The organism is Blautia sp. AF14-40 (genome assembly GCF_003479665.1).
Taxonomy (GTDB): Bacteria; Bacillota; Clostridia; order Lachnospirales; family Lachnospiraceae; genus Fusicatenibacter; species Fusicatenibacter saccharivorans.
Genome location: NZ_QUHK01000010.1, coordinates 80,019 through 103,573, shown reverse-complemented (window position 1 = coordinate 103,573; position 23,555 = coordinate 80,019). Strand labels below are relative to the sequence as shown.

General features: G+C 46.4%; 22 protein-coding genes. 18 read left to right on the top strand and 4 right to left on the bottom strand.

All coding sequences use genetic code 11. The features are described from left to right. Nucleotides 1-19: 19 nt before the first annotated feature. Both DWW13_RS09485 and DWW13_RS09480 read left to right on the top strand, forming a co-directional pair. Nucleotides 20-736 (top strand): GntR family transcriptional regulator, encoded by a 717-nt coding sequence (locus DWW13_RS09485; RefSeq protein WP_118595899.1) that lies wholly within the window; start codon nt 20-22, stop codon nt 734-736. A gap of 145 nt (nt 737-881) precedes the next feature. Then, on the top strand, nt 882-2,663 hold the full coding sequence (locus DWW13_RS09480) for a class I mannose-6-phosphate isomerase (protein WP_118595900.1): 1,782 nt from the start codon (nt 882-884) through the stop codon (nt 2,661-2,663). A gap of 137 nt (nt 2,664-2,800) precedes the next feature. Here DWW13_RS09480 and DWW13_RS09475 read toward each other — a convergent pair whose 3' ends face one another. Further along, the gene (locus DWW13_RS09475) at nt 2,801-3,643 is read right to left on the bottom strand and encodes an AraC family transcriptional regulator (protein ID WP_158578901.1); all 843 of its coding nucleotides are present in this window, start codon (nt 3,641-3,643) and stop codon (nt 2,801-2,803) included. Between the two features lie 130 nt (nt 3,644-3,773). Between DWW13_RS09475 and DWW13_RS09470 the strand changes: the two genes are divergently transcribed. From DWW13_RS09470 to DWW13_RS09425, 10 genes are all read left to right on the top strand, one after another. Next, complete coding sequence (locus tag DWW13_RS09470) at nt 3,774-6,170, top strand: hypothetical protein (protein WP_118595884.1); 2,397 nt, start codon at nt 3,774-3,776, stop codon at nt 6,168-6,170. Nucleotides 6,171-6,560: 390 nt separating this feature from the next. Further along, nucleotides 6,561-7,616, top strand: coding sequence for a LacI family DNA-binding transcriptional regulator (locus DWW13_RS09465; RefSeq protein ID WP_117761903.1), 1,056 nt, complete (start codon nt 6,561-6,563; stop codon nt 7,614-7,616). A 55-nt stretch (nt 7,617-7,671) separates the two neighbouring features. After that, nucleotides 7,672-8,559, top strand: a complete 888-nt coding sequence (locus DWW13_RS09460) for an ABC transporter permease (protein ID WP_055265684.1) — start codon at nt 7,672-7,674, stop codon at nt 8,557-8,559. Nucleotides 8,560-8,571: 12 nt separating this feature from the next. Continuing rightward, on the top strand, nt 8,572-9,504 hold the full coding sequence (locus DWW13_RS09455; RefSeq protein WP_055265506.1) for a carbohydrate ABC transporter permease: 933 nt from the start codon (nt 8,572-8,574) through the stop codon (nt 9,502-9,504). 95 nt (nt 9,505-9,599) lie between these two features. Continuing rightward, nucleotides 9,600-11,051 carry an ABC transporter substrate-binding protein gene (locus DWW13_RS09450; protein WP_117509974.1) on the top strand — a complete coding sequence of 484 codons (1,452 nt, stop codon included), beginning with the start codon at nt 9,600-9,602 and terminating at the stop codon, nt 11,049-11,051. A gap of 110 nt (nt 11,052-11,161) precedes the next feature. Next, nucleotides 11,162-12,451, top strand: coding sequence for a glycoside hydrolase family 125 protein (locus DWW13_RS09445; protein WP_118719958.1), 1,290 nt, complete (start codon nt 11,162-11,164; stop codon nt 12,449-12,451). 393 nt (nt 12,452-12,844) lie between these two features. After that, nucleotides 12,845-13,363, top strand: a complete 519-nt coding sequence (locus DWW13_RS09440; protein ID WP_055226594.1) for a VanZ family protein — start codon at nt 12,845-12,847, stop codon at nt 13,361-13,363. 67 nt (nt 13,364-13,430) lie between these two features. Next, a complete protein-coding gene (locus DWW13_RS09435; RefSeq protein ID WP_118719956.1) occupies nt 13,431-15,125 on the top strand; it encodes an AAA family ATPase in 1,695 nt (564 codons plus the stop codon). A 128-nt stretch (nt 15,126-15,253) separates the two neighbouring features. Further along, the gene (locus DWW13_RS09430) at nt 15,254-15,832 is read left to right on the top strand and encodes an AzlC family ABC transporter permease (protein ID WP_055265510.1); all 579 of its coding nucleotides are present in this window, start codon (nt 15,254-15,256) and stop codon (nt 15,830-15,832) included. After that, on the top strand, nt 15,787-16,110 hold the full coding sequence (locus DWW13_RS09425; RefSeq protein ID WP_055265512.1) for a branched-chain amino acid transporter permease: 324 nt from the start codon (nt 15,787-15,789) through the stop codon (nt 16,108-16,110). The genes DWW13_RS09430 and DWW13_RS09425 overlap by 46 nt, the downstream gene beginning before the upstream one ends. Before the next feature lie 87 nt (nt 16,111-16,197). On the opposite strand, the gene DWW13_RS09420 is transcribed toward DWW13_RS09425, so the two are convergent. Then, nucleotides 16,198-16,767: a phosphoribosyltransferase family protein gene (locus DWW13_RS09420; protein ID WP_055265514.1), complete on the bottom strand. Its 570-nt coding sequence runs from the start codon at nt 16,765-16,767 to the stop codon at nt 16,198-16,200. A 26-nt stretch (nt 16,768-16,793) separates the two neighbouring features. Then, nucleotides 16,794-17,852 (bottom strand): benzoate/H(+) symporter BenE family transporter, encoded by a 1,059-nt coding sequence (locus DWW13_RS09415; RefSeq protein WP_055265516.1) that lies wholly within the window; start codon nt 17,850-17,852, stop codon nt 16,794-16,796. Nucleotides 17,853-18,178: 326 nt separating this feature from the next. Between DWW13_RS09415 and DWW13_RS09410 the strand changes: the two genes are divergently transcribed. Together DWW13_RS09410 and DWW13_RS09405 are read left to right on the top strand one after the other, a co-directional pair. Further along, nucleotides 18,179-19,513, top strand: coding sequence for a carboxylesterase/lipase family protein (locus tag DWW13_RS09410; RefSeq protein WP_117804848.1), 1,335 nt, complete (start codon nt 18,179-18,181; stop codon nt 19,511-19,513). 16 nt (nt 19,514-19,529) lie between these two features. Further along, on the top strand, nt 19,530-19,982 hold the full coding sequence (locus DWW13_RS09405) for a GNAT family N-acetyltransferase (protein WP_117761906.1): 453 nt from the start codon (nt 19,530-19,532) through the stop codon (nt 19,980-19,982). A gap of 321 nt (nt 19,983-20,303) precedes the next feature. Here the strand turns inward: DWW13_RS09405 and DWW13_RS09400 are convergent, their stop codons facing one another. Next, nucleotides 20,304-20,564 (bottom strand): DUF1292 domain-containing protein, encoded by a 261-nt coding sequence (locus DWW13_RS09400; protein ID WP_022461956.1) that lies wholly within the window; start codon nt 20,562-20,564, stop codon nt 20,304-20,306. Between the two features lie 207 nt (nt 20,565-20,771). On the opposite strand from DWW13_RS09400, the gene DWW13_RS09395 reads away from it, so the two are divergent. The 4 genes from DWW13_RS09395 to ybaK are packed head-to-tail and all read left to right on the top strand — an operon-like array spanning nt 20,772 to nt 23,522. Then, a complete protein-coding gene (locus tag DWW13_RS09395) occupies nt 20,772-21,593 on the top strand; it encodes an alpha/beta hydrolase (protein ID WP_022461955.1) in 822 nt (273 codons plus the stop codon). Between the two features lie 27 nt (nt 21,594-21,620). After that, a complete protein-coding gene (locus DWW13_RS09390; protein ID WP_118601512.1) occupies nt 21,621-22,148 on the top strand; it encodes a cysteine hydrolase family protein in 528 nt (175 codons plus the stop codon). Nucleotides 22,149-22,167: 19 nt separating this feature from the next. Beyond that, complete coding sequence (locus DWW13_RS09385) at nt 22,168-23,040, top strand: alanyl-tRNA editing protein (protein ID WP_118601513.1); 873 nt, start codon at nt 22,168-22,170, stop codon at nt 23,038-23,040. Then, nucleotides 23,040-23,522, top strand: coding sequence for a Cys-tRNA(Pro) deacylase (gene ybaK, locus DWW13_RS09380; protein ID WP_055219087.1), 483 nt, complete (start codon nt 23,040-23,042; stop codon nt 23,520-23,522). Before DWW13_RS09385 ends, ybaK begins: the two co-directional genes overlap by 1 nt. Nucleotides 23,523-23,555 lie beyond the last annotated feature (33 nt).

Genomic DNA, 23,555 nt, shown 5'->3' with positions numbered 1-23,555 from the left:
AGAAGGAGAAACTGCAAAAATGGATAGAAATCCGGGAGCACCGCCGCTGTATGCGCAGCTGGAACAGATTCTGAAACAGCAGATCGAATGCGGCACGTACAAAAAAGGAGATTTTCTGCCAACAGAAAAAGAGCTGATGGAAAAGTACGAGCTTTCGCGTGTGACAGTACGCCAGGCGATGACGAATCTGATACAGAGCGGTTACGCCCGTGCACGGCGCGGCATCGGAACAGATGTTGTCTACGAGAAAGTCGAAGAGCAGATGGAAGGTGTCATCAGCTTCACGGAAGAAATGAAAAAGCATCATATCGAAATGCAGACAATATACTGCAAGATGGAACTGATCAGTCCCGGGGAAACGGTAGCAAGAAGTCTGCAGATTCCATTGACGGAGCCATGTTATTGCCTGAAACGTGTGAGGAATGCTGTGGGAAAACCCATGGTCTATACCATTACGTATCTGAAAAAAATCTGCGAACTGCCAACAGAGCCGGAGCCATACATGGAATCGCTGTATCAGTATCTGTGGGAGGAGCATGGAATCTATATTGAATCCGGCCGGGATACGCTTGAGGCGGCACTTCCATCGGAAGAGGTGCAGAAAGCACTGAAAATTGATGCGCAGATGCCTATTTTTATCCGGACACGGCAGACATTTCGGAAGGGCGGCGAGGTTTTTGAATATTCGATCTGCTATTATCCGGGAAATCGTTATAAGTACACGGTGGAACTGTAAACATATGACATGTAAAAAAACGAAACCGGATAGAAGTGCGAAATCCGCCAGATGCAAAAGCGTTGAAACAAAGATGATAGGTCTGATCGGCGCAGGAAACAACCCAATGGATGGAAGAAAAATTAAGAAAAGGAAAAGAATCCAAATGAATTTAAAAAAGAAATATGGAAACTACGAATTACATCCGCAAATGAAGATCACAGGATACGAAAATGAAATCTGGGATGAAAAAAAGAAGATCATCGAAGAATTAAAACGGGCGGTTCAGGAAAAACAGAAAGAAAAGAAAACCTGTATTCTTTCCTTTGATCTGTACCCGGGTGTACGAAAAGAAGAAATAATGGAACTGGCCAATGCACTGCAGCCGGACCGGATTTTTGATATCGAAGACTGTGCCAAAGACGAAGAAACGCTGTTAAGAGAATTTAACGATTACATCACCGATGACCGTGTTTTCGGCATTATGTGTCATAAAACCATAGACACCTGGTTTGAGAGCGAAAAGCTGGAAACCATGAAAAAAGCAATTGAGACAGAATGTGCGGAAGAAAAAGATACAAACGGTGGTCTGATCGTGATCGTTGGTACAGCGACAGAGCTTCTGGCCGAAGCAGATGTTCTTGTTTACTGTGATCTGACCCGCTGGGAAGTTCAGCTCCGCTACCGGAGCGGAATGCCAAACTGGCACAGTACCAATTATAATGATCCGATCCTGACGAAATATAAACGGGGATTTTTCATTGAATGGCGTCTGGCGGACCGCTATAAAAAAGAGCGGTATGAAAAATTCACGTATCTTCTGGATACGGAGAAAGAAAATGCACCGGTTCTTACAACGGGAAATGCCTTCCGAGGCGCACTGCAGCAGCTTGCCAGACAGCCATTTCGTATGGAGCCGTATTTCGACCCTGGCGTATGGGGCGGTCAGTGGATGAAGGAAAACTTTGGTCTGGATGCATTGAAGGAAAATTTCGCGTGGAGCTTTGACGGAGTTCCGGAGGAAAACAGCCTGAATCTGGAAATCGGCGGAAAAGTCTTAAAAGTACCGGCACAGGATCTTGTCTTCTATGCGCCGCATGAACTGCTGGGTGAAAGAGTCCACGGCCGGTTCGGCGCAGAATTCCCGATCCGTTTTGACCTGCTGGATACGATGGGCGGTCAGAATCTTTCCCTGCAGGTACATCCGCTGACCGAATATATCTATGAAAAATTTGGCATGCCATATACGCAGGATGAGAGCTACTATCTTCTGGATGCCGATGAAGACGAGGAAACGTATGTATACCTCGGCCTCAAAGAAGGCGTGGATAAAAAAGAGATGGAGCGGGAACTCCGTGCAGCAGAAAAAGGAGAAGAACTTTTCCCTGCAGAAAAATATGTCAACAAAATCCCGGTCAAAAAACACGATCATGTGCTGATTCCGGCAGGAACGGTGCACTGCTCAGGAAAAAACACGATGGTGCTGGAGATCAGTGCGACACCGTATATCTTTACCTTCAAACTCTGGGACTGGGGCCGCCTTGGCATGGATGGACTGCCGCGTCCGATCCACCTCGACCACGGTATGAAAAATATCCAGTGGAACCGCGATACCAAATGGGTGTACGACAATATCGTCGGCCAGCAGAAAACACTGGAAAAAACAGAAAACTGTGAAGTGGAGCGCACCGGACTGCACAGCCGCGAATTTATCGACACGATGCGCTACACACTTTCGGAAGTGTACACCGTTTCCATGGATGACACCGTTCACGTCATGAACCTGGTGGATGGACGCAGTGCTACGATTGAGAGCGTGGATGGAAGCTTTGCACCGTTTACGGTACATTACGCAGAAACCGCCATTGTTCCGGCAGCGGTCGGAACGTATCGGATTGTACCGAAAAAAGGCGAGACGATTAAAATGCTGGTAGCATCAGTGCGATAAGGGAAAAGTGATAAAAACTTATGGTAGCTGCATGGAAAAAAGAACGTAGAATTTTATATATTTCAGGAAGAATAATGTATGTTATTGGAGATTCTCCTGTGCTAAACTCTTTTTGCACAGGAGAACAGAAGAATATTTTAAGAATCCAAACAAGAGCACAGATATAAACGGCGGTAGGAAGATGGCGCCATGCCGGTTTGCTTTTTGAAAAAATTTGAAAAATAAAACTGGTTATCAAAACCGAGTGTATCTGCAATCTTGGAAATGGGCAGATCTGTAGAAGTTAAAAGCAGCGTTGCAGTTTCCACTTTTTTCTGCAGAATAAACTGTCCAGGAGAAATTCCCATGTGGGTCTGAAATAGTTTTGTAAAGTAACTGGAATGGTAGCCGGCCACTTCTGCCATCTGTTGTACGGTAATCTGCTCATGCAGATGTGTTTCAACATAGGCAATTGCACTGGAAAGTGGAGAATCAAAGGATTGTGGAATGAAAGAGACACTTCCAGGCGGGCAGCATTCAAAATAATAGCAGAGCAGATGAAAGACAGCCTGTTTGGCCTTCAAAGCGGAAGAAATATCCGTCTGTTTACAGGATTGAATAATGTCCTGAAAAATTCGCTGTGCTTTTTGCGGGTCTTTAGCATCAACACAAAGAGGAAACTGAACCAGCTGAAAGAGGTCCGTTTGCTGACAGGTAATCTGAAAATGGCAAAAATAGGTGCGATAGGGATTTTGAACATCTGTAAAAAAAGATTGATGCGTACAGGCTGGGAGCAGATATAACTGACCTGCGTGAGGATGCAATACTGTCTGGTCGACCTGAACTGTGCCTTCCCCCTGTATTACCAGCTGAAAGCTGGAAAAAGGAGGACGAGAGGAATCGCATTTCCAGGATTCATCGCAAATAATCAGATTAGCACGTTCGAGAATGACAGTTGCCTCCCGGAGGCGATTTTTAATAAGTAATTCGTTTTCATTCATAAGTCGTTTCCACCTATACATTCTTCTGTGAATATAATAATTTTAAAAATAAATCATTGATAAATGAATGATATGGCATTACTGCAAGAACAATTGTTAGCATTCTAGCATAAAAAGGAGAAAATAGCAAATGACACACAAAATCAGAGAAGTCTACATCGTACATCATTCCCACACTGACGTGGGTTACACCGATCTGCAGGAGCAGGTTATCTACAATCAGGCAAACAACATCCGCAGGGCGGTCGAACTGATTGAAAATGGAATCAAAAACAACACAACCCAGAAAGATCTGAAATGGAACTGTGAGACATGGTACTGCGTGGAGCAGTTTTTCAAAATGGCAACGGAGGAAGAAAAAGAAAAGTTTTTCGATCTGGTAAAAAAAGGAAACATCGGTCTGTCTGCCAATTATCTGAACTTTAATGATCTTGCCGACTGCAAATATCTGAAAGAAAAAATCCATACGATGCAGGAAATCTGCGGCGAAAAAGGAATCCAGATCAAAACAGCCATGATTGCAGATATTAATGGTATCTCCATGGGACAGCGCGATGCCCTGATCGAAAACGGAGTAGAATTTTTGTATACCAATATCCATACCCATCACGGCATGTATCCGCTGTATCAGAACCAGAAACCGTATTTCTGGGAAAATGAGAACGGACAGCGTCTGCTGGTATGGAATGGTGAGCATTATAACCTGGGAAATGCCCTCGGCATCGTCCTGAATAAAAATGTTAACTTTATGACAGAAAATTACTTCGGCAAAAAGAATGGCGATGTGGCAGGACTTCTGGAAAATCTGCACACGAATCTGGCTGCGAGCATAAAGGAATATGAAGAAAACGGTTATCCGTACGATTTCTATATCACCAGTGTTTCCGGCGTTTTTTCGGATAATGCGCCGATCAACCCGGCCATTGCAGATACGGTTGCGCTGTTTAATGAAAAATATGGCGAAGAAGTCACCATGCATATGGTGACGCTTCAGGAATTGTATGACAAGATCCGGGATAAAGTGCAGGATGCACCAGTGTATCGGGGTGCCCTCAATGACTGGTGGGGCAATGGCGTTGGAAGTACACCATATGCGGTAAAACATTACAAAGAAGCCGTACGACTGAACCATATCTGCGACCGACTGGAAGAAAAAACAGGGGTACATAACAAAGAAATGATTCAGGCATATGGCGACAATTCTCTTTTGTATGCAGAGCACACCTGGGGTCATTCTGCTACGGTAACCAATCCGTATGATACCATGGTAACAAATCTGGATATGCGAAAAAGCAGCTATGCTTCCAAGGCACATGAGGCCGCGGCAATGCGTAAAAATGAACAGTGCCATAAACTGGGTGATATCCTGCGGTATTACAATCTGTCCGGCAAAGTGAAAGCGGTCTCCACAAGCCATCAAAAGAGAGTATTTCCGGTAGAATTTTACGTAGAAACTTTAAGTCTTTTTGCAGTTAAAGTAACCGATGACAAAACAAAACAGGAGATGGAGGTGCAGCTGTCTGCTCATCCGCGCGGAGTCCTGATAAGTTTTCTGGCAGAATTTGAGCCGATGGAAGAGAAAACGTTCACGTACGAAGAGCAGCCGGCTCTGTCCCAGACCCTGTTCACCAGAACTGCCTGGGTAGGCGCAGAGCGGGTGCGCGATATTGTGAACACGTACGATCCGGAAAGTTACAAACTGCCTTACGGTCTGGAAAACGATTTCTTTCAGATCAAATGGAAAGTCGGAGAGGGCATTACCTCCTTCTACAATAAAAAAGCAGAGGTTGAAATGTGCAAATCCGGTCTGGAAACGTTCTTCACGCCGGTTTATGAACGCACCGAAATACGGAAGGGTGTTTATGCGGAACGCAGTCTGATCGGAAGAAATATCCGCGGACTTCACGCAGAGCAGTATCAGGGTGACCTTACGGATGTGAAAATTCTGGATCACGGACCGGTGTTTACCAAAGTAGAACTGATCTTTACCCTGGAGGGAACGTATCACAGCAGTGTTGTGATCAAAATGTACCGTCATCTTCCGAAAATTGAGTTTTCTTACCGGGTAGCCAAAACATTAAGCGAGGATATCGAAAGCCTGTACCTTCCGTTATCGTTAAATCTTCCGGATGCGGAAGTGATGATCCAGAACGGAGGTGTTACCATGCGCCCTGGTATTGATCAGCTTCCTGGCACCAATATGGAATACTATATTGCGGATGAAGGGCTCGTTTACCGGACAAAAGATCAGACGATTCTGGTTAATACTTTTGACACACCGTTACTTTACATGGGGGAGATGGAATCCCACCCAATCCTTCTGTGCGATAACAAAGAGGAGAATAATAAACGGCCGGTTTACAGCTGGATTATGAATAACACATGGGAAACAAACTTCAAGATGGACCTGTCCGGATTCAGTGAGTTCCGTTATGGAGTGGAGATTGTGGAGCAGGGAACCGCAGAGAAAGATATGGAAAGCCTGTCAGATAATGACAAGGGTGTGGTTACCTTTATTTGCGGGTAATCATTGTTCCGCGGTTTTACGGCGGTGTCAGGCAATGAGGCCATGGCTGTCTGGCGGTAGTATGAAAAACAGCAGAAGATGAAAAAAGACAGCGGGGAGTATGACAATTAGACGAAAAAGTCAGACTTTCCGCTGCTTTTTCGTTAAAAATGAAAACAGGCGAAAAAGTACTGCGTTAATATTAAGATGTTATGTGACTTAACACAAGAACACAGATTTTCTGTCTAAAAAATCAAAAGAAACAGAAGAATACTCCTCGATCTATACAAATTAGGACTGGAAAATAAGAATTTTAATATACAAAATAACGAAAAGGCTATTGACAATCTTTCTAAAAGATGTTAACATCTAAACACAAGTTAAGAAACAAATAGAGGGGCTGTTGGTAACATGGCAGAGAGAAAATCAGTATCCATGCAGGACCTGGCAGATAAGCTGGGCATCAGTAAAGTAACAGTTTCCAAGGCGCTGAACGGAAAAGACGGCGTGGGAGAAGAACTGAAAGAAAAGATTTTTGCGCTTGCGAGAGAATCCGGTTATGTCCTTCCGGACTACGGAAAACGGAAGAGCAAAAAAGTCGGTATCATCATGAGTCCGCGGTTCAGCTCCGGAGACGAAGGAAAATTTTATATGGCAATGTACGAGCGGATCATCTACGAGCTGCAGAGAGCATCCTGTTCGAGTATCATGATTTCTCCGACAACAGCAACACTCCCGTCGGACATGAACACGATACAGACCAGAGGGCTGTTCGACGGCCTGATCTTTCTTGGTATTCTCGATAAGGGTGTCCGGGAGCAGATTGCACAGATTGATCTCCCGAAGGTGTATGTGGACATCTACGATCGAACCCACAAATCCGATTCCGTCATCACCGAGAATATTTACAGCTCCTATGAGCTGACCAATTACCTGATCCAGCAGGGCCACACAGACATCGGATTTGTCGGAACCGTAGGAAGTACAACCAGTATTTCCGACCGATATCTCGGATATCTGCGGAGAATGCTGGAGGAGGGAATTTCCCCGAAAAATGAGTGGAGAATCCCGGACCGAAGCGAGGAAGGCATTGCCATTCCGCTTTTGCTACCGGAGAAGCTGCCCACCGCATTTGTCTGTAACTGCGATGCCACCGCATTCAAATTAGTGCAGGCATTAAAAGAGCGTGGAATCTGCGTACCGGAGGATGTTTCCGTGACCGGTTTTGATGATTCCATTTATGCACAACTGTGCAGTCCGTCGCTCACCACGGTTGCGGTTGACACCGACGCGATTGCACGTCTTGCGGCAAAACGTATGATCAAACATATGAATGAACCGCAGAAAAAGAGCGGCGAGGTATACCGCATTCCCGGAAAGATTATTTACCGGGATTCCGTTTGTAAGATAAACGGATCAAGTGATAAGCCCGAGCAATCGGGAGAAGGAGGAAAAAATCTTGAGTAAACCAAGCAAAAAGAAAAAAGGACGCTGGACCAAGAATGACACGGAGCTGACCGTCATGGCGCTGCCGACCACCATCTGGTATATTCTGTTCTGCTTCCTGCCTATGTTCGGTCTGATCATTGCGTTCAAGAATTACAAAATCACCGGCGGAAAGAGTTTCATTTATAACCTGCTCCACAGTGACTGGGCCGGCTTCAAAAACTTTTCGTTCCTGATCAGATCCAACGACCTGTTCGTCATCCTGAGAAACACAATCCTGTATAACCTTGCATTTATCGTTCTTGGTATGGTATTTTCCGTAGGACTGGCTATCATGATCAGCCTGCTGCACAACAAAAGAGCGTCGAAGGTATATCAGACGATGATGTTCTTCCCATATTTCATGTCATGGGTTGTAGCTTCCTACTTCCTGGATGCATTCCTGAACCAGGACAACGGTCTGATCAACAGTATAATGAGAAATGCAGGCAAGGAACCGATTCAGTGGTACATGAGTGCCGGTGTATGGCCATTTATCCTGATCTTCATGTATCTGTGGAAATCTACCGGATACAACATGGTTATCTACCTGTCCAGCATTTCCGGTATTGATACCACACTGTACGAGGCAGCCGTTATGGACGGCGCCAATAAGAGACAGCAGGTATGGCACATTACCCTGCCTTGCTTAAAGAGTGTCATCATCATGATGTTCATCCTGAATGTCGGAAAGGTCTTCTACTCCGACTTCGGACTGTTCTTCCAGCTTTCTCAGGGAGCAAGCGGTTCGATCTTCAAAACGACAGCAACTATCGACACATATGTATACAACGCACTGCAGTCTTCCACTCCGATCGGAATGACTTCTGCGGCAACATTCTTCCAGTCTGTTGCATGCTGCATCACCATCCTTCTTGCCAATGCCATTGTGAAGAAGATTGATGAAGACAGCGCGATTATTTAAGGAGGTACAAAAATGGCAAAAAAGAAAAAAGATCTTGATCTGGCTTCCTCTTCACATTTAAATCAGATCCAGGGATCTACAAATGCAATTTTCAATGTTATTTTTGTGATCCTTGCCCTGGCCTGCATTATCCCGGTGGTATTCATCTTCATGATCTCGATTTCTTCCGAGCATTCGATCAAGATGAATGGCTACCAGTTTATCCCGAGTGCATACTCGCTGGATTCCTACAAATTCCTTCTTCGGGAAGGACAGATGATTGTGACTGCACTTGGCGTTTCCGTTGCGGTAACGGTTATCGGTACGGTAATCGGAGTTGCCCTTACGATGCTGATGGGTTACGTTCTTTCCAGAAGCACCTACAAACTGAACGGATTCTTCACCATGGTCGTTTTTATTCCAATGATCTTCAATGGTGGTATGATTTCTTCTTATGTAGTTAACACACAGTTCCTCAACCTGAAAAACAGTATCTGGGCGCTGATCCTTCCGCTTTGTGTTTCTTCGTTCAACGTTGTTATCTGTAAAACGTTCTTCAAGACCAACATTCCGGAATCCATCATTGAGTCGGCACAGATCGACGGAGCAACCCAGTTCCAGATTTTCGGAAAGATCGCCCTGCCGCTGTCGAAACCGCTGATGGCAACGATCGCCCTGTTCCTCACCTTCGGTTACTGGAACGACTGGTTCCAGTCTTCCCTGTACATCAGCGATACCAAGCTGTATTCCCTGCAGGCTCTGCTGGATCACGTACAGAGAAATATTGAGATGATGGCAAACAACCCGTCTCTTGGCGTTACCACGGCACAGTACATGAACTCGATGCCAAAAGAGGGCGCCCGTATGGCGATGGCAATCATCATCATCATCCCGATCGCATGCTGCTATCCGTTCTTCCAGAAATACTTCATTTCCGGTCTGACGGTCGGTGCGGTAAAAGGCTGATCGACCATTTACCTTTATGGATCTCATACTGAAGCAAAAGGCTTCGGTTAAGGATAATTTCAACATTCTATATTTTATATCAGGAGGATGCTACAATGAAAAAGAAACAGTTTTTAGCTCTTGCACTTTCTGCTGTTATGGCCGGTGGCATGCTGGCAGGCTGCGGAAGCAGCAACGGAAGCAGCAGCTCTTCAAAGAGTGATGCAAAAGATGAAGTTGTTACACTGAAATGGATTCAGGTTGGTAACGGAATGCCGAAGGATTATGATGAGTGGCTTGCACAGATCAACCCATATCTGGAGGAGAAAATCGGCGTTAATGTAGACATGGAAATCGTTCCGTGGGGTGACTGGGATAACAGAAGAAGCGTTATCACAAACTCCGGCGAGTATTTCGATATCCTGTTCACCGACCAGAACCGTTACTCTTCTGAGGTGAACACCGGCGCACTGATGGACATTACAGATCTGCTCAAAGACAACGCTTCCGAGCTGTATGACATGATTCCGGAAGATTACTGGAAAGCAGTAGAAGTAAATGGAAAAATCTACGGCGTACCGACCTACAAAGACAGCTCCCTTTCCGAGTACTTTGTATGGGATCAGGATATTGCAGACAAATATAACATTGATGTAAATTCTGTAACAGATTTCAATACTCTGTACGATGCTCTGAAGACAGTAAAAGAGGGCGAAGGCGGATCTCCGTACTTCATGTCCAAAAATGGTGCAAACTTCCTGCTGAACCTGAACTACGATGATTTAAGCTCCGGACTTCCGGCAATCGGCGTTAAATACGGCGATGACAGCAAGACCGTTGTCAATCCGCTGGATGACGAAGAAATCCTTTCCAACCTGGATATCGTTCGTAAAATGTATCAGGAGGGCATCATCAACGGAGACGCTCCGACAGCAGATGATTCCAGCAAATACGCAATGTTCTTTGTTGCACAGGGATGGAGCGGCGCTGCAAAAACAACATGGGGTCCGAACAATGGTATCGCCAATTGTTCAGCAGTACAGTATGGCAACACAGTCGTTTCCAACACAACTGTACGTGGTTCCATCAATGGTATTTACTCCGGATGCAAGCACCCGGACAAAGCACTTCAGCTTCTGAACCTGGTAAATACGGATTCCAAAGTACGTGACTGGTTCTACTATGGAGCAGAAGGAAAAGACTTCGAGTACACCGATGACAATAAGGTACACCGCCTGACCACTGACTGGGGTATGGCCGGATATACCCAGGGTACTTTCTTCAACGTAACTCAGACAGACGATGTTGACTTCAACCAGTGGGATGAAGTAGAAGAGCTGAACGAGAAAGCAACTCCGTCTGAGATGCTTGGATTCAACCTGGATACCTCCAACATCGAAACAGAGCTTGCAAACTGCCGTGCCGTATATGAAAAATACTATTCTGAGTTATTCACCGGCGCACAGGATCCAAGAGAGCTTGTAAAAACCATCGATGCTGAGCTTGAGACAGCAGGCTGGGAGACCATCCGCGAGGAAGCTCAGAAACAGATTGACGCACAGAAATAAGTTTGATACATTAACTTTATAAGAACTACAACAGGGCATTTTCGATTACGGAGATGCCCTGTTGCAGGATAACGGGAAATGAAAAAATTGAGCGAAAGGATGAAAAAAGAATGAAAGAGACATTACCAAAGTCCGTTCAGGAGCTGATTTTAAGCCTGAGAGAAAAACTGAAAGACGAGCCGGAAATCGTTGATATGTTTGAGCGATGCTACTCCAATACCCTCGACACAACCGTAAAGAAAATGGAGGACGGCAGCACCTACGTCATCACCGGAGATATCCCGGCAATGTGGCTGCGTGACTCGGTAGCACAGCTGCGCCCGTACCTTGTTCCGGCGCAGAACGACCCGGAGCTGGCTGACCTGATCGCAGGCCTCATCCGCCGCCAGTTTATGTGCATCAACATCGATCCATACGCAAACGCATTCAACGAAGGACCGAACGGCAACTGCTGGGAGAAGGACGAGACCGATATGGGACCGTGGATCTGGGAGAGAAAGTATGAGATCGATTCTCTCTGCTATCCGCTGCAGTTCTCCTATCTGTTCTGGAAGAACACCGGAAGAACGGATCAGTTTGACGAGGTTTTCTGGGAAGGTGTTGACAAAATCCTGACTGTATTTGAGACTGAAATGAACCACGAGGAGAAATCCCCGTACAGCTTCATCCGTAAAAACTGCTCCTACACCGATACGCTTTCCCGCGATGGAAAAGGTGCGCAGGTAAAATCCGGCATCGGCCTGATCTGGTCCGGCTTCCGTCCAAGCGATGATTCCTGCCGTTACGGTTATCTGATTCCGTCCAACATGTTTGCGGTTGTCGTTCTGAATTATCTGAAGGAGATCGCAGATTTCGTCGGCGGAAAAGAGGAGATTGCGAAGAAAGCAGAAGAGATGGCAAAGACCGTAAAACAGGCCATTGAGACTTACGGTACCACCCATATCTGGGGACTTGGCGATGTTTATGCTTACGAGGTAGACGGCTTTGGCCAGTATAATCTGATGGACGATGCCAATGTACCGAGTCTTCTGGCTATGAGCTATCTCGGCTACGAGCCGGAAAGCCAGGAAGTGGCTGACAACACAAGAAAGCTGATCTTAAGCGAGGCAAACCCGTTCTATTATGCAGGAACGAAGCTTTCCGGTATCGGAAGCCCGCACACACCGGTTCGCTACGTATGGCACATCTCCAAAGCCATCGAGGGACTGACCGCACCGACAAAGGAGGAGAAACATCAGATGATCCACGAACTGATGGCAACCGACGGGGGTACAGGACTGATGCACGAGGGTGTTTTCGTAGATGATCCGACCGTTTACACCAGAGAGTGGTTCTCCTGGGCGAATGCGATGTTCTGCGAGCTGGTGATGCAGTATTGCGGGTATGAGATTAAGAAATAAACAAAAAGAAAAACGAAAAAGATAGAAAAGAGGAGGCTGTGGTCGCTGCACAGCCTCCTCTTTTCGTCTACACCAAAGAAAACTGTCAGTAACAGTTTCCCTGAAAGGAGGGACAGCAGTGGGGAGAATACTGCTGTCCCAGGGGAACATGGGATTTTCATTTTGATTCATTTCTCTGCACACGGGGTATTATACACAGTTTTTTTGTGATATGTAAAAGATATAATTGATATGAAAGATATAATAAATTGGCATGACGAAGAAATGTAAAAGAATCTGAGCATCAGAAAATCTTAGGAAATTTATTGGGATTTCTTTGGAAAAGAAGAAGCGGAATCCTAAGAATGTTTTGGTAGAATCCTCTTATCAAGTGAAGATGAGAGAGGAAAGAACATGACCTGGAAAAACGAGAAAAAATCAAAAGCATTACTTGTGGTATTCGGCATTTACCTGGCGCTGCTTGTCTGGTGCATTTTATTCAAATTCGCTCTGCGCCCGGAAGAAATTCCGCACCTGCGGGGGATTAATCTGATTCCGTATGCGGCGTCGGTTGTGGTGAACGGGAAAGTGCAGATTAGTGAAATTATCGAAAATATGCTGGTCTTTCTGCCGTTCGGCCTCTGCATCTCAGCCTTCTATCCGGACAGCGAAATCCAGAACCGCATTCTCCTTGCATCGGGACTGAGCCTGTTTTTTGAGGTGACGCAGTATATTTTTGCGATCGGCGCGAGTGATATTACGGATGTGATCGATAATACGCTTGGCGCGGTGATCGGAATTCTATTGTATCTGGGGATGAAAAAAATCTGGAAAGAGAAGACGGGAAAGATCATTACCATTCTGGGAGCGGTGCTGGAAGTGCTGTTTCTGGCGTTATTGTTTTTTACGTTTGCGGCGAATAGGATGTTTTAAGATTGGAATTCAGGAAAGGATAGTGTATAATCGAGAAAAGGACAAATTCCGAAAGCAGGTGTGATGGATGGAAAAAGTAATCAGTATAGGAAAACAGAATTTTGCATCCTTAAGGGAAAACCATTATTTCTTTGTGGATAAATCTCACTTCATCAAGGACTGGTGGGAAAACGGGGATGAAATCACCTTGATCACCCGCCCCCGCCGCTTTGGCAAGACACTGAATATGAGCATGCTGGACTGCTTTTTCTCTAATAAATATGCCGCCCGGGGCGATCTGTTTGAAGGACTTGGCGTTTGGAAAGAAGAAAAATATCGGGAACTGCAGGGAAAGTATCCGGTGATCTTTTTGAGTTTTGCAGCCGTGAAAGCAGATCAGCTTTCGGAAGCAAAAATTCAGATCAAACAGCAGATTGCGAGAGTGTATGAAGAAAACCGTTATCTTCTGGATGGGGATCTGCTGAGCGGAAATGAGAAGAAAGCATACAACGAGGTCAATCTGCATATGGGTGATGCGGAGGCCGCAGCGGCACTCAATAATATGAGTATGTATCTGGCGCGGTATTACGGCAGAAGAGTGATTATTCTGCTGGATGAGTACGACACGCCGATGCAGGAAGCGTATGTCCATGGCTACTGGGCGGAATTTACAACGTTTGTGCGGAGTCTGTTTAATGCGACGTTTAAAACGAATCCTTATCTGGAACGTGCGATGATGACCGGAATCACGAGGGTTTCGAAAGAAAGTATTTTTTCTGACTTAAATAATCTGCGTGTGGTGACGACGACATCGGATCTGTATGCGGAATGTTTTGGATTTACCGAAAAGGAAGTTTTTGCATCTCTGGACGAGTTCGGAATGGGAGACAAAAAGGACGTTGTGAAGCAGTGGTATGATGGATTTATCTTTGGCGGACACCGCGATATCTACAATCCATGGTCGATTACCAATTATTTAAAAGAAAAGAAACTGCGCCCGTACTGGGCAGATACGAGTTCGAACGGTCTGGCAGGAAAGCTGATCCGCACCGCCTCGCCGGAAATCAAAGAGTATATGGAAGATCTACTGAACGGACAGGCAGTCACGGTGAACTTTGATGAGCAGATGGTGTTTGAACAGCTGGATTACAATGAAAATGCAATCTGGAGTCTGCTGCTCGCGAGCGGTTATCTGAAAGCGGAAGAGGTGGAGTATCGCGGAATTACTTTGAAGCCGTGGTATCAGCTCCGTATCACCAATCTGGAAACGGTGAGCATGTTTGATGATATGTTCAGCGGATGGTTTGAAGCATCGGAAGCTGGGTACAGCAGCTTTGTGAAAGCACTGATGCAGGGCGATCTGGAAGCGATGAATTATTATATGAATAAAGTGTCACTTGCAACATTCAGCCATTTTGACGTTGGCGGAGAGAACAGTGAAAGTCTGGAGCCGGAACGATTCTATCATGGCTTCGTCCTGGGACTGATGGCAGAGCGTGCGGAGTGTTATCAGATCCGGTCGAATCGGGAAAGTGGATTTGGACGGTATGATGTGATGATGATTCCGAAGAATAGAGAAAAAGATCCGGCGATTATTATTGAATTTAAAGTCTGCAGCCGGGTAAAAAAGGAGACACTGGAAGATGCGGTGCAGGAGGCTTTAAAACAGATCGTGGATAAAAAATACGACGCAGAACTGGTGGCCCTTGGCGTGCCGCAGGAAAGGATCCGGCATTATGGGTTTGCATTTGCGGGGAAGAATGTGTTGATTGGAGCAGAATGAGAGAAACGGGTGATGAAGGTCATCCGTTTCTTTTGGCGTAAAATGGTATTCCTATTGACTCACTATGATATAGATAGTATGATAAATTTAATTTTTAAAATTTATTTTTACGTGAGGATATTTTATCTATGAAACGATTTTCTTCCACTACCTTAAAAACTGCTTTCGTAAAATCCATCCCGATTTTCTGCAGCTACGTTTTCGTCAGCATGGCCTACGGCATGATGATGGCATCCGCCGGCTTTCCCTGGTATGATTCACTTCTGGTAAGTCTGACGGTCTATACGGGCGCGTTCCAGTTCGTTCTGATTACGTTTCTTTCTAGCGGCGCTTCCCTCATCACCATTGCGCTCACTGCACTTCTGATGAACAGCCGCCAGAGTTTTTACAGCATTACCTTCCTGAAGGAATTCAAACAGATGGGGCGCCGCAAGCTGTACATGATTCACACGATGACCGATGAGACATACGCCGTAAACTGTACCTTAGATCTTCCGAAAAAAGAAAAAGAGGACACCATGTTCCTCGTCGCTCTGTTCAGCCGCTACTATTGGATAGTTGGTTCGGTTCTCGGCGGCATTTTAGGCCAGATCGTTCCATTTGACCTGACGGGCCTTGATTTCTGTATGACAGCCCTGTTTCTCATTATCTTCATTGACCAATGGGAAAAAGCAGAGAAGCACACGCTGGCGCTGTCTCCGCTCTGATCACCTTCGGACTCCGTGCACTCCCGTTTCTTGCATTTTCCGGCAGCCGTAAAATGCCCGCATCACTCGAACGACTCGGCCAGGCACTGCCGTCTGCCATCATGGCGGTACTGATCATTTACTGTATGAAAGATATTCCCACCGGCGGTATCTCTGCCGCAGTACCGAAACTGCTCGCAGCAGCGGTCGTTTTTATCACCTACAAATGGAAACACCAGACCCTCGTCTCCATCCTTCTTGGAACCATTTCGTATATGATGCTTCTGCGTCTCTTTTAAAAAGAAACGGTGCAGTTCTGAATTCATGGCAGAAATTCAGAACTGCACCGTTTTTCTATTCTCTATATGCATTAGAAGGATTGGCAATTATTCGATGACTTCGTACTCTCCGTCGCCCGTCTTTTTGAATAACGGAAGCTTCTGCAGAAATACAATATCTTTTCGATCAGCAGCATCGCCCTCAGCAAGGATCGCTGCTTTTTTTACAACCTCTGCACTGGCATTCGCCATCAGGCATTCCAGTGCGTGCAGGGACTCGCCGGTGGAAATGACATCATCCAGCAGGCAGACACGTTTGCCGCGGATTTTATCTGCGTCTTTTCCATCCAGACAAAGATGCTGCTCACCCGCTGTTGTAATCGAATGAACGGATGCGGAAACCACATCTTTCATGTAGGATTTTGTGCTTTTTCGTGCAACGATAAATTCTTTATGGCCCAGCTCTTTGCTTACTTCATACGCTAGGGCAATACCTTTCGCTTCTGCGGTGACAATGGCATCGACTTCTCCGATTTTTGCGGCCAGCTCCGGCGCACATGCACTTACCAGCTCGGTGTCACCAAGGACAACAAAGCTTGCAAACGCCATCTCCTCACTGATCGGGATAAATGGAAGTGTTCTTTTCACTCCGCAGAGCTCCATGCTGTATTCTTTCATACGATTTTCCTCTTATGTTACTGAATTTATAATCCAAGCAGTTTTGCAGCAACACCGGCCAGCATTCCGAGGAACGGGTTTGTTACTGCAGTGACAACCATTGTGGTTCCGCCGACGGCTGCATTGATAGCGAAGGCAGACGGCGCATCCAGTACAACGGTTTTGAAGATACCGAGTACAAACAGGAAACCTGCGATCGAAGAAGACGGAACAAATTTTCCGATTTTCGGAAGCAGTTTCAGAAGCAGAATTACACCGATCACAACCATCATGATGACACCAGCCCATACAGCGTGCGGTGCATTGGCAGTTGCGGAAATGATTGCCTCAACCGGGGCTCCTCCGAAAAAGGAAGAAAACATATCGGCCAGGGAAGAAATCACGGTCAGGTTATCGACGTTGTAATTTCCACCGGTTGCCATTCCTGCGGTAATTCCGCCGAAGGAAATGTTGGAACCAATGTTCAGGCAGACCATACCGAGTGCGCCGAGAATTACGTTGGCATTGATTGTAAATTTCTGGCGGACAAATTTATCATCCTCTACGACAATGCTGGATTTCTCTTTGTTGAAAAATGCATTGGCAATGCAGGATGCTACAACGGAAATGACGATGGTATAAACCAGGGTATTGGCACTGTCTTTGGTAAAGTAATAGGTGATCAGTGCTGCGGCCAGGGAAACACCGCCGGAAATGGCATCACTCTTGATCATATCGATCGCGGCCTTTACCAGAATGATACCGACACCGGCCATCATTCCATAGGCAACATCCTCACCTACAAAGTTTACGATTTTTGTCAGCAGTCCAAACACTCCGATCAGAGCCATAATCACACCGCCGATAAAAATCATCGTACAGCGTTCCGAACGGTCTTTTCCAGCCGTTCCGGCGTAAGTGATCGTCTCCGCCTGGAAGGAAATTGGTGCGACACTCTGCGTAATCGTATTGCCCACCGCACCAACAAAGAATGCCAGCGCCGTCGGAACCGATGCAAATCCAAACGTCAGAGCAAGAAGACCCTGCGGCAGACCATTCAGCACAACGCCGATGATTGCCAAAAGATCTGTTAAAATGGCTTTCATACTAAATACTCCTCCTCACTATGAAATATGTCGTTTTGAAGCAAAGAAAAGTGTAGCACCAAAACCGGTCAAAGTAAACCAGATCAGTCATGAAAGGTTTTTGTCAGTGATAATAAGTCAATCTTATATACAAAATATTATTATTTCTGTGTGCTAATAAATCAAGAGGATTTTTAAATGTCTGCATAACCAATAATCAATAGTTACAAAACTGGGTGCCATTATTTGGAATTGTGCATATAGAAGCGAAGAAAAAGATTTGCTATACTAAATCTGTATAAGGGTTTTTATCACAGTTATAAGAAATGGAAAGGGGATTTTTACTTATGGCAATTACAGAGACAAAAACAAAATATGGACAGGTTCATGGTGTGCAAAAAGACGGCTACACGGTATTCCGCGGCGTTCCGTACGCAAAGCCGCCGGTAGGCGAAAAACGATTCTGCCCGCCGGAAGAGCCGGCGTGCTGGGAGGGCGTTTATAAGGCGGATCATTTCGGATGCGTCTGCCCGCAGACCGAGCATGAGCCGGACTCCTTCTATGGAAAAGAATTTTATCTCGACCCGGAATTCGGCATGAAGCAGAGTGAGGACTGTCTGTACTTAAACATCTGGACACCGGCAAATACAGTGGATGAAAAACTGCCGGTTGCTTTCTGGATTCACGGCGGCGCGTTTATGCACGGCTTCAGCCACGAATCCGAATTTGATGGAGCTGCTTACTGCGAACGCGGAGTGATTCTCGTTGCGATCAATTACCGTCTCGGTGCTTTCGGATTTTTGGCACATCCGTGGCTGTCCGAGGAGAGCGGTGCCGGAAGAAGCGGAAACTACGCGATTCTCGACCAGATCGCAGCACTGAAATGGGTAAAAGAAAATATCGCAGCATTCGGCGGCGACCCGGAAAATATCACCGTATTCGGCCAGTCCGCGGGATGTATGAGCGTACAGACACTCGTCAGTTCTCCGCTGACTGAAAACTGGATCAGCAAAGCCATTTTCCAGAGCGCCGGCGGCTACGACACCGGACTGAACCGCGATATGCCGCTTTCCGAGGCAGAAACCATCGGCCAGGAATTTGTAGAGCTTAGCGGAGCAAAATCGCTGGAAGAACTGCGTGCGATTCCGGCTGAGAAAATTGTGGAGCTGCAGGAGGAGTTTGGCCGCGTAAATCCATCGAGAATGCTGAGCTTCGTACCGAACATCGACAATCATCTGCTGACCTGCGGCTATAACGATGCCGTAACCGAAGGAAAAATCAAGGACATCCCATATATGCTCGGTTCAACTGCAGACGACATCGGTGTGTTCCCGGAGATGAAAGAAAAAGGCGAGCACGGCGGCATCTATAAGGGATGCATCAACTGGAGCATTGCGCTGGAAAAACTCGGAAGAAAACCGGCTTACGTTTACTACTTCACCCGTGCCCTGTTAGGTGACGACGCCGGAGCGTTCCATTCCTCCGAACTCTGGTACATGTTCGGAACCCTGGGCCGAAGCTGGCGCCCGAAAACCGAAGGCGACTATGCCCTCAGCAAAGAAATGATGGACGACTGGACCAATTTCATGAAAACCGGAAACCCGAACGCAGAGGGAAAAGACGACTGGAAACCATGCACAAAGGACGACCCGTATGTGCAGGTGCTGGATGTGAGAAAATAAGCAGAAGGAAATAAAAATGGCAATCGAATATAAAAGACTTACCCAAAAGGAACTGGATTTTTTCATTCAGATGAGAATCCATCAGCTTCGCGAAGAGGGGGCAAAAGAAGAAATTGATTTAGCACCTGCGTTAAAAGATTACTATGAACGTCATATGGCGGATGGTACTTTTGTATCTTGGATTGCTGTTGACGGAGAGAGCATCATCGCAACAAGTGGAATGTCATTTGTAGAAAAACCTCCATACTTTGGATGCCCGAGCGGCAGAATTGGATTACTGTCCAGTATGTTTACAGATCCGGCGTATCGAAGAAGAGGTATTGCAAAAGAATTGCTGTCCCGTGTGATAGAAGATGCAAAAGAATATGGATGCGGAACAATACAGATTACGGCATCGGATATGGGCGTTAAGTTGTATACAGATTTTGGATTTGTGCACAATGGGAATTTTATGCAGTATAAATTGTAATGTCCCTCAGAAAGAGATATTCTCTCCACTGGCTGCGATATTGGAAAAATATTCAACAAATAATAGCAAGGATTCTCTCACCTCTATAGGTGGTGAGATGAATTGCAAATAAGAAAGTTAACGGCAGTGGCGGGCGGAGAGAAATCGGTATCCCCCACTGACATGAGGCAAACCACAGTCAGCATTCTGCTGACATGTCAGACTCTGTGAAATTACCGACTGTGGATTGAAACAAAGAAAGAGGAAAAATTAGAATAAAGAAAGAGCAGCATTTTACCGACGTGTGAAAGGTAAAAATGCTGCTCTTTTTGCGTGGCAGAATCAGTCGTCCAGATCGTTGCGCTCGCGGAAGATCTGATAAATGGTGTCGATCAGTTCATCGTCATCGAGGCCTTCGAACTCGGCTTCGTTGACATCGAGATTCTCGGAAATGATGCGCAGAATGTGTACCGGTTCGTCATCGCCGCCGTCGGCCGGATAGAGAACGGCGTACTCATCCTCCTTGTATTCTACGATATCCAGAAGCTCAAAACGGACAGAATTTCCGTCCTGATCGGTAAGGACAATAAGATTGGAATCCATAATTGCAATATACTCCTTTGTGTGTTATTTTTGCCGCTCAAAAACATGCAAATATAAATTTATTATACTATGAGCAATTGGATTTGAAAAGAAAAAAGTGTCTGGTGCGATACGCTTGATATTTTGCGCCGATACGGTATAATGACAACAGAGTAAAAACTGGCGGCTGTGGCCGTACCCGGAAAAATTGGGTGAAAGGAAGAACTTATGAATTATCAGGTATTAGATGTCAAAGTAAAAGATACAGAAGAAACTGCAAAATTATATACGTATTTTCTGGACAACTCGCGTGAGATTGCTCCGGAACGCGTGCGTCCGGTCATCGTGATCTGCCCGGGCGGCGGTTATGAATGGGTGTCCGAGCGTGAGGCAGAGCCGATTGCGCTGAAGTTTGTCGGAGCCGGTTACCACGCTGTTGTTCTGCATTACAGTGTTGCTCCGGCAGCTCACTATCCGACGGCACTCCGCCAGCTTGCCTGGACCGTTGCACATCTGCGGGAGCATGCGGCAGAATATCATATTGATCCGAACAAAGTAGTAGTAGCGGGATTTTCCGCAGGCGGCCATCTGGCAGCATCGTACGGTGTGTTCTGGAAAAAGAAAACATTCCTTGCAGAAGAACTTGGCGTAGACGCAGAGCAGCTTCGTCCGAACGGTCTGCTGTTATCCTACCCGGTTATCACATCCGGTCCGAAAGCGCACCGCGGATCCTTCACCAATCTGCTGGGAGACCGGTACGATGAGCTGGTAGACGAGATGTCTCTCGAGAATCAGGTCAGCCTCGATACGCCGAAGACCTTCCTGTGGCATACCGCGCCGGACGACTGCGTGCCGGTAGAAAACTCCATTCTGTTCTTTACTGCACTGCATGCACTGGAGATTCCGGTAGAAATGCATATTTATCCGGTCGGCGGCCACGGCCTTGGCCTTGCAAGCGAGGAGACACAGAGCTATGAATACCAGAACGCAGTACGCGAAGAGTGCCAGAGCTGGATTTCACTGGCACTGAGCTGGATGCAGCATTTATAAAAAAATGTCCCAGAAGGGAGAACAAAGATGAAAGTATTAATTGTAGTAGATATGCAGAATGATTTTATCGACGGAAGTATCGGCACGAAAGAGGCGGTCGGGATTGTTGACCGCGTTGCAGAGGTGATGGATTCGTTTGACGGAGCTGTTATCTGCACCAGAGATACCCATTTTGCGGATTATCTGGAAACGTCCGAGGGCAGAAAACTTCCGGTAGAGCATTGTATCGAAGGAACGAAGGGTCATGCACTGCAGGATACAATTCAGAAAATGGCGGAGAAAAAACAGGCCGTGGTGATGAATAAAATCACCTTCGGTGCAAAAAATCTGCCGGAGGAGATCGAAAAACTGGCAGGCGGCGTGCCGGAATTCATTGAACTCGTGGGACTCTGCACCGACATCTGCGTGATTTCCAATGCCATGCTGCTGAAAGCATTTTATCCGGAAGTGCCGATTTCTGTCGATGCATCCGCGTGCGCGGGCGTAACGCCGCAGAGTCATAAAAATGCATTGGAAGCTATGAAAATGTGCCAGATTGACATTGTAAACGAATAGACGGAAAAGAGGAAAAATTATGAGCACAACAAGATTATTTGATCAGGATGCGTACCTGGGTGAATTTGAGGCAACCGTAGAACGGAGCGTCTGCGAGGGCGGCATGTACCGCGTGCTGCTGGATCAGACCGCATTTTTCCCGGAGGGCGGCGGCCAGCCGGCAGATGAGGGAACACTGGATGGAATTTTTGTAACGGATGTACAGGAAATCGACGGCGAAATCTGGCATACCGTGGAAGCACCGCTCGAGCCGGGCAAAACGGTAGTTGGAAAACTTGACTTTGAAAAACGTTTTTCCAATATGCAGAATCACTGCGGAGAGCATATCGTGTCAGGTATCGTGCATCGGATTTACGGTTTCAACAACGTTGGATTCCATATGGGAAGTGATGTCATTACCGTTGATTTTGACGGTGTTCTGACCGAGGAGCAGCTCTACGATGTGGAGCAGGAGGCAAACAAAGCCGTGCTTCGAAATGTTCCGGTTACGATCAGTTATCCGTCAAAGGAAGAGCTGGAAACCATGGATTACCGGAGCAAAAAAGAGATCGAGGGCCAGGTGCGGATTGTGACGATCGAAGGCTGCGACAGCTGTGCGTGCTGCGGAACCCACGTTGCAAAAACAGGGGAAATCCGTCTGATCAAAATCTTAAGTGCCCAGAAATACAAAGGCGGCGTCCGCGTGACCATGCTTTCCGGTGAAAAAGCGTATGCGGATTACTGCTTAAAACACATCAATACCCTCGGCATTGCACGTTTACTTTCTGTAAAACCGGAAGAAGCCGGGGATGCTGTCGTACGGCTGAAACAGAAAAATATTGAGATGAAAAAAGAAATCAAACAGCTCAAAAAAGAACTGTATGCACTGCAGGGAGCACCGGAGAGAAAATAATGGCAAAAGAAAAAGAAATCAAAACAAATGCAATGCGGATTCTGGACCGCCAGAAAATCAAATACGAAGTTCTTCAATATGAATGCGATGAATTTATCGACGGGCTTCACACAGCAGAGAAAACCGGCGCGCCGGTCGAGCAGTCGTTTAAAACGCTTGTGGCGCAGGGCAAAAGCAAACAGTATTACGTGCTGGTGCTTCCGATTGCAGAGGAAGTAGACCTGAAAAAAGCCGCAAAAGCGGTGGGGGAGAAATCCATCGAGATGATCCATGTCAAAGATATCACTGCAGTCAGCGGATACGTCCGCGGCGGATGCAGCCCGATCGGAATGAAAAAACAGTATCCGACCGTGATTCAGGAATGTGCGGCACAATTTGATAAAGTTTACGTGAGCGGGGGAAGAATCGGAACCACGCTGTGCATGGCGCCGGAGGATCTGAAGAAGGTCAGCAGAGCGGAGTATGCGGATTTTATTCAGTAAAAACAGAAAAAACTGTATGGAAGCAGACCAGAA